This window comes from Pseudolysinimonas sp., from assembly GCF_031389465.1.
Taxonomy (GTDB): Bacteria; Actinomycetota; Actinomycetes; order Actinomycetales; family Microbacteriaceae; genus Pseudolysinimonas_A.
This window is the reverse complement of the sequence record NZ_JANMSQ010000029.1, coordinates 1-6,510: the sequence shown is the minus strand read 5'-3', so window position 1 is coordinate 6,510 and position 6,510 is coordinate 1. Positions and strand designations below refer to the sequence as shown.

Here is a 6,510-nt window from a genome sequence, read left to right as displayed (position 1 = left end):
GGCGACCGAGAAGAGGGAACCGGCCCGCGGGATGACGTGGGCGACTCCCGCGGCCGCGAGCGACTCATGCAGCGCGATGGTGATCACGTCGGCCACGCGGTCGGCACGTGCGTAGACCTCGGGGGTCGCGTGTCGAAGCGTCGCAAGGGCGGCTTCGCGCGCATCCGCGTTCCACGCGCGCGACGCGACCGGCCCACGCCCGAGGATCACCGCTGGTCCGCCGAGGGCTGCGAGCGACGCTCCGCCCCCGAACCCGCCGAGAATCACCAGGTCGGGTCGCCAACCGGTGCTGCCGGTGACTCCCGCCGCCTCGAGCCCCCACCAGCCAGCCGGGCCGACCCGAAAGCCGGTGTGCGTCTCGTCGAGCACGAGCAACGCGCCACGCTTCTGGACGACGAGGGCGAGCGCCCCGTTGAACCCGGGCAGCGGCGCGAGCACGCCGGCGTTCACTCCGGCCGCCTCGGTGATGACGGCGGCGATGCGACCGGGATGTTCGGAGAACGCGTCGCGCACGGCATCGAGGTCGTTGTAGGCGACCACGAGCGACGGCGCCTCGATGAGCCCGTGGTCGTGCCCGGCAAACGTGACGATCAGGTCGCGCCCGGTTGCAGCGCGCGCGGCGCGCACCGCTTCCGCAGTCGCCGCGGCCTGAGCCGGCAGAAACTGCAGGCGCTCGACGAGCGGTGTGCCGCGTACGGTGAGCCGATCGATGACGGCAGCGGTGAGTTCGGCCACGGTCCATAGTCCCCCGGGTTTCCACCGGCGGCGAACCGCCGGGCAGATCAGGAGGTGAGTCGGTAGCGGGTCGTCGGTCGCCCCGCCGACGCGTAGTCGAGGGCACGCGTGGCCGCGCCACCGTTGACGAGGTGCTCGAGGTAGCGTCGCGCGCTGACCCGCGACAGGCCGACGTGGTCACCCAACTGAGCGGCCGAAGCATCCGGCACCTCGCCCAGCGCCACCCGGATTGCCTCGAGGGTTTCGGGGCTGAGCCCCTTCGGCAACGTTCCCGTCCAATTTCGGGAGGCCATCACGTCGTCGATCTGCGCCTGCGCCAGCGCCGGGGTACGAGCCACCGCTGATTCGTCTCTGAGGTCGACGAGCCGGCGGCGCAGGTCATCCGACGAGAAGGGTTTGGCGAGATAGTGCCGCACGCCGGCGCGACGGGCTTCACGTACCGTGTCGACGTCGCGAGCCGCGGTGACGGCGATGACCTCGAAGCGGCGACCCGGGTCGCCTCGAACGACGCGAAGCACCTCCAACCCTGAGAAGCCGGGAAGGTGCATGTCGAGCAACACGATGTCGGGAGCGGTGGTGCGGATGGCGGCAACCGCATCCGGCCCGGTTCCCGCAGTCGCGCACACCACGAAACCCTCGATCGAGGCGAGGAACGCCTCGTGCAGTCGGGCGACCACCTCGTCGTCGTCGACGATCAGGACTCGAATCGGCTCGCTCATCCCGCCGCCGTTGCGGTCTGCTTGCGAGGGCTCCGCCGAGCCGGGAGCGGGATGGTGAGCCGGAACCGCGCGCCGCCGAGCGGTGCCTCTTCGACCACGATCGACCCGCGGCGCCGCTCCATCACGCGCCGCACGAGGGCGAGCCCGATTCCTCGCCCCGGTTGAGGCTCGCTGTCGGGCCCCTTCGTGCTCATCCCCTCGGTGAAGATCCAGCCGCGCAGATGCTCCGGCACCCCGGATCCCGAGTCGTCGACCGTGACGCCGAGCTCGGCTGCCCTCAACTCGACCGCGACCTCGATGCGATCGCCCACCCCGCACGCCTCGATCGCGTTGTCGACGAGGTTGCCGAGGATCGTCACCAGGTCGACCGCCAGGTCGGGGTTGATCGGCCGCGCGAGCGAACCGGACTGCGAGACATCGAGGTCGATGCCGAGTTCGCGCGCCTGGGCGGCCTTCACTGACAACAGCGCCGTCAGCTCGGGGTCGCCGAGCAGGGTGGCATCATCGCGGAGCCCGATCGAACCGCCGGGCGTGCGGCGAGCGATGAAAGCGCGCGCTTCGTCGCCGCGCCCGATCTCGAGCAGACCCGCGACCACGTGCATCGCGTTGGCGAACTCGTGTGCCTGCGCGCGCAGACCTTCGGTGAGCGATTGGGCTCCGTCGACTCTCCGCAGGGTCTCGTGAAGCTCGGTGTGGTCGCGCAGCAGCAGCGTCGCAGCGACCGCCTCGCCCGAGTGGCGAGCTCCGGTGCTTCGGGCGATCAGCACTCGTTCACCAGCCAGCACGAGTCGACCCTCCTGCTCGCCTTGCTCGAGAACCTCGGCGAGGGCTCCGCCGAGGGCCTCCGTCGCCGGGCGGCCGACGAGGTCGTCAGCTTGAGCCCCGAGAAGGGTCGCGGCGGCGTCGTTGACCAACTCGATCGTGCCCTTCTCGTTGACGGTCACGACTCCTTCCGTCAACCGATGCAGGGTCGTTTCTCGGTTCTCGACCAGGGAGGCGATCTCTTTCGGCTCGAGCCGGTAGATGCGCCGTCTGATGATCGCCGTGACCAGCGCCGCGCCGAGCGACCCGACGACCGCTGATCCACCCATGGCGATGAGCAACCAGTAAAGGTTGGAGACGAACTCAGCCGACAGTTCGGATTCGAGAATCCCGACCGACACCGTGCCGACGATCTCGCCATCCAGCCAGATCGGCACTTTCACCCGCCATGAGGGGCCGAGCGTGCCGGTCTGCGTTCCGACATAGATCTCGCCCGACAGCGGAACCGATGGATCGGTTGAGACCATCTCGCCGATCCGTTCCGGGTTGGGATGCGAGTAGCGGATGCCTTCGGCATCGGTCACGACGACGTACGTCACGTTCGACGCCTCACGGATGACCTCGGCGATCGGCTGGATGATCTCGGCCGGCTCCTCGTCGTCGAGGGCCTCGAGAATCGCCGGCAGCCGTGCCACCGAGAGGGCGACCGCTTGCATGCGGTCCTGATAGGCATCGCGAATCGCGCGTTCTTGGAGCGCCCCGGCGAAAAACCCCGTGCCGACGGTGACGACCAAAACGATCAGCACCTGCAACAGCAGTAGCTGAACCCGCAGCGTCATCGACCGCATTCCGCCATTCTCGCCGACGAATGCCGCGCGCGACGAGGCTGCGCCGCGTCCAATAGTTACGGAAATAGCGCGGTCTCCCGGCGGCACCCTAGCGTCCGAGGTCAGCACCACCGGGTGCGACGACGCATCCGGAACGAAGCTCAATGAGGAGAACCATGCGTATCCGTGCACTCGCTGCCGTCGCAACCGTTGGGGCGCTCGCCCTGGCTGGCTGTGCGGCCCCGATCCCGTCGACCCCCGACGAGACGGTCACCATCACCGACCTCAACGTCATCGTTCCTGCCGACCCCGGCGGCGGATGGGACCAGACCGGTCGTGCCCTCGCCGACACCCTGACCGGAGAAGACCTCGTCGACTCGGCGCCGGTCACCAACATCCCCGGCGCCGGCGGAACCGTCGGCCTGGCCAGCCTGGCGACTGAGAGCGACCCCTACACGCTGATGATGACGGGCCTCGTCATGGTCGGCGCCGTGGAGACCAACGCCTCCGCCAACCGCATCGAAGACAACACCCCGATCGCGCGACTCACCGAAGAGGCGCTCGTCGTCGTGGTACCGGATGCCTCCCCCTACGACACGCTCGAAGACCTCGTCGACGACATCGTCGAGAACGGTCAGGATGTCACCATCACCGGCGGGTCCGCGGGTGGAGCCGATCACATCCTCGTCGGCCTGCTGCTCGGCGCCGCCGGCCTGAGCCCCGCCGAAATCACCGAGAACCTGAACTACATCCCGAACTCGGGCGGTGGCGAAGCGGTGACCCTGCTGCTCGGAAACAACGTGTCGGCCGGTATCTCGGGTGTCGGCGAGTTCGTCGAACACATCGAGGCGGGCACGATGCGCGCCCTCGCGGTGTCGTCTGAGGCGCCCGTCGAGCTGCTGCCCGACGTGCCGACGATCATCGACGAAGGCTACGACGTGTCGCTCACCAACTGGCGCGGCGTCATCGCCCCGCCCGAGATCGACGACGCCGACCGCGCCGCGCTGATCGACCTAGTCACCCAGCTGCACGACTCGGCCGCCTGGGCCGCCGTGCTCGAAGAGAAGGGCTGGAGCGATGCGTTCCTCACGGGCGACGAGTTCAGCAGCTACCTCGAGGGCAACATCACGGATGTGACCACGACGCTGAAGGACATCGGCCTCATCTGATGTCCTCCCCTGTCAGCACCCCGGAGGCTGGGCGTCGTCAGACGTCCAGCCTCCGGGCGCCCATCGGCGAACTGATCTTCGCTGTTCTCACCATCGCGCTGGGCGTCTTCGCCCTCGTCGGCAGTTTCGGCATCCGCGTTCCTGAGTCGAACCGGGTCGGCCCCACCGTGTTCCCCGTTCTCGTCGCGGTCATCCTCATGGTGGCCGGGGTCGCCGTGCTCATCGGCGTGATCCGCGGCCACCTCGGCTCCCCCGAGGAGTCGGAAGACGTCGACCTGTCGCACCGACCCGACTGGCTGACGATCGCAAAGCTCGTCGGCCTGCTCCTCGCGCACCTGCTGCTCATCGAACTGATCGGCTGGGCGTTCGCCGCTGCGCTGCTGTTCGGCGGTGCGGCCTGGTCGCTCGGCGCGAAGCGCTGGTGGGTTGCCCTGCTCGTCGGACTCGGCCTCGGCCTCACCGTGCAGATCGTCTTCGGCGAGCTGCTCGGCCTCTCCCTCCCCCTCGGCCCCGCGCTCGCGTGGCTCGGCCCCCTGATCTAGATCGCGGACCATGGACAACTTCAACCTGCTTCTCGAGGGCTTCGCGACGGCGCTCCGCCCCGAGTACCTCGTCTTCGCCTTCCTCGGGGTTCTCATCGGCACGGCGGTGGGCGTGCTGCCGGGCATCGGCCCGGCCATGACCGTCGCGCTGCTGTTGCCCCTCACGATGACGCTCGACCCGTCGGCGGCGCTGATCACCTTCGCCGGCATCTACTACGGCGGCATGTACGGCGGCTCGACCACGAGCATCCTGCTCAATACCCCCGGCGAATCGGCGTCGATCGTCACGGCGATCGAAGGCAACAAGATGGCCCGGCTGGGACGTGGGGCCACGGCCCTCGCCACCGCCGCGATCGGTTCGTTCATCGCCGGCACGATCGCGACGGTCGGGCTCACCGTTCTCGCCCCGACCCTCGCCGCACTCGCCGTACAACTCGGGCCCGCCGACTACGTCGCGCTCATCGTGATCGCGTTCATCACCGTCGGTGCACTGCTCGGCAACTCGGTGTGGCGTGGCATGGTGTCGCTCGGCATCGGCCTGTTCATCGGCCTGATGGGCACCGACTCGCTGTCGGGTCAGCAGCGGTACACGCTGGGCGTGCCGCAGCTCGCCGACGGTGTCGACGTCGTACTCGTCGCCGTCGGCCTGTTCGCGGTCGGCGAGGCGATCTACGTCGCGTCGATGCTGCGCACCGGAAAGATCGACCTCATCCCGATCACCAAGGGCTGGCGATCCTGGATGACGAAAGACGACTGGCGCCGCTCCTGGAAACCGTGGCTGCGCGGCACCGCGATCGGCTTCCCGATCGGCACCATCCCGGCGGGCGGAGCGGATGTCGCCACCTTCCTGTCCTACGCGACCGAGAAGAAGCTCAGCAAGCACAAGAACCAGTTCGGCCGCGGCGCGATCGAAGGCGTCGCCGGACCTGAGGCCGCGAACAACGCGGCCGCCGCCGGAGTGCTCGTACCGCTGCTCACCCTGGGTCTTCCGACGACGGCAACCGCGGCAATCATCCTCTCCGCGTTCCAGTCGTACGGCATTCAACCGGGCCCGCAGCTGTTTACCAACCAGCCGGCCCTCGTGTGGGCGCTGATCGCGAGCCTCTACATCGGCAACGTGATCCTGATCGTGCTCAACCTGCCACTCGTCGGCATCTGGGTGAAGCTGCTGCAGATCCCGCGGCCCTACCTGTACGCCGGCATCCTGACGTTCGCCGCCTTCGGCGCCTACGCACTCAACTTCGCTGTCGCCGACATCCTGATCCTGATCATCATCGGACTCATCGGCTACTTCATGCGGCGCTACGGCTACCCGATCGCCCCCCTCGTGATCGGTCTGATCCTCGGGCCGATGGCCGAGAAGCGGATGCGGCTGGCGCTGCAACTGAGCCAGGGCGATCTCACGACACTCGTCACCCATCCGTTCGCCGCGACGGCCTACGCGCTGCTGGCCGTGCTGATCGGGGCGGGGCTGTGGCTGCGGCGCCGACGCCGGCGCTACGAGCAGCGGATGGCCGAGGAACTGGCGGCTACTCCAGACGTTCCTCAGGCAGCCGACTCGCCCCGAGAGTGAGATTGCCTTAGAAGCTCGTGGCATTGTCGAAAGTTGAGAGACTGTCGCAGCTCGTACTTCCGCAGTAGAGTGCGGCAACTCGATCGACGCTCGCGTCGTTCGACCGATCAGGTCTCGCTCATGCTCTCAACCCGCTCGATGAGCCCTTGGCGATTCGAGAAGAACTGGAGTCCCTGTGCTTTC

6 protein-coding genes are annotated in these 6,510 nt (G+C 68.2%); 3 read left to right on the top strand and 3 right to left on the bottom strand.

Features of this window, described 5'->3' with window-relative positions; genetic code table 11:
* The 3 genes from RMO30_RS01195 to RMO30_RS01185 all read right to left on the bottom strand — a co-directional run.
* On the bottom strand, window positions 1-735 hold a 735-nt coding region (locus RMO30_RS01195), incomplete at its 3' end, for an aminotransferase class III-fold pyridoxal phosphate-dependent enzyme (RefSeq protein WP_309708412.1).
* 47 nt (window positions 736-782) lie between these two features.
* Window positions 783-1,454 carry a response regulator gene (locus RMO30_RS01190; protein WP_309708409.1) on the bottom strand — a complete coding sequence of 224 codons (672 nt, stop codon included), beginning with the start codon at window positions 1,452-1,454 and terminating at the stop codon, window positions 783-785.
* The gene (locus RMO30_RS01185; protein WP_309708406.1) at window positions 1,451-3,064 is read right to left on the bottom strand and encodes a sensor histidine kinase; all 1,614 of its coding nucleotides are present in this window, start codon (window positions 3,062-3,064) and stop codon (window positions 1,451-1,453) included. Before RMO30_RS01185 ends, RMO30_RS01190 begins: the two co-directional genes overlap by 4 nt.
* A gap of 155 nt (window positions 3,065-3,219) precedes the next feature.
* Here RMO30_RS01185 and RMO30_RS01180 point away from each other — a divergent pair, with 155 nt between their 5' ends.
* Genes RMO30_RS01180 through RMO30_RS01170 form a run of 3 tightly spaced genes read left to right on the top strand, consistent with a single transcriptional unit; the run spans window position 3,220 to window position 6,327 of the window.
* Entirely contained in the window at window positions 3,220-4,212 is a 993-nt protein-coding gene (locus tag RMO30_RS01180; protein ID WP_309708403.1) for a tripartite tricarboxylate transporter substrate-binding protein, read from the top strand.
* Entirely contained in the window at window positions 4,212-4,754 is a 543-nt protein-coding gene (locus tag RMO30_RS01175) for a tripartite tricarboxylate transporter TctB family protein (protein WP_309708401.1), read from the top strand. Before RMO30_RS01180 ends, RMO30_RS01175 begins: the two co-directional genes overlap by 1 nt.
* Before the next feature lie 10 nt (window positions 4,755-4,764).
* A complete protein-coding gene (locus tag RMO30_RS01170) occupies window positions 4,765-6,327 on the top strand; it encodes a tripartite tricarboxylate transporter permease (RefSeq protein ID WP_309708397.1) in 1,563 nt (520 codons plus the stop codon).
* Window positions 6,328-6,510 lie beyond the last annotated feature (183 nt).

Excerpts from the sequence above, each read along its gene's own strand:
- RMO30_RS01180 (WP_309708403.1), top strand. The coding sequence starts at position 3,220 with ATGCGTATCCGTGCACTCGCTGCCGTCGCAACCGTTGGGGCGCTCGCC.
- RMO30_RS01185 (WP_309708406.1), bottom strand. The coding sequence starts at position 3,064 with ATGCGGTCGATGACGCTGCGGGTTCAGCTACTGCTGTTGCAGGTGCTG.
- RMO30_RS01190 (WP_309708409.1), bottom strand. The coding sequence starts at position 1,454 with ATGAGCGAGCCGATTCGAGTCCTGATCGTCGACGACGACGAGGTGGTC.
- RMO30_RS01170 (WP_309708397.1), top strand. The coding sequence starts at position 4,765 with ATGGACAACTTCAACCTGCTTCTCGAGGGCTTCGCGACGGCGCTCCGC.
- RMO30_RS01175 (WP_309708401.1), top strand. The coding sequence starts at position 4,212 with ATGTCCTCCCCTGTCAGCACCCCGGAGGCTGGGCGTCGTCAGACGTCC.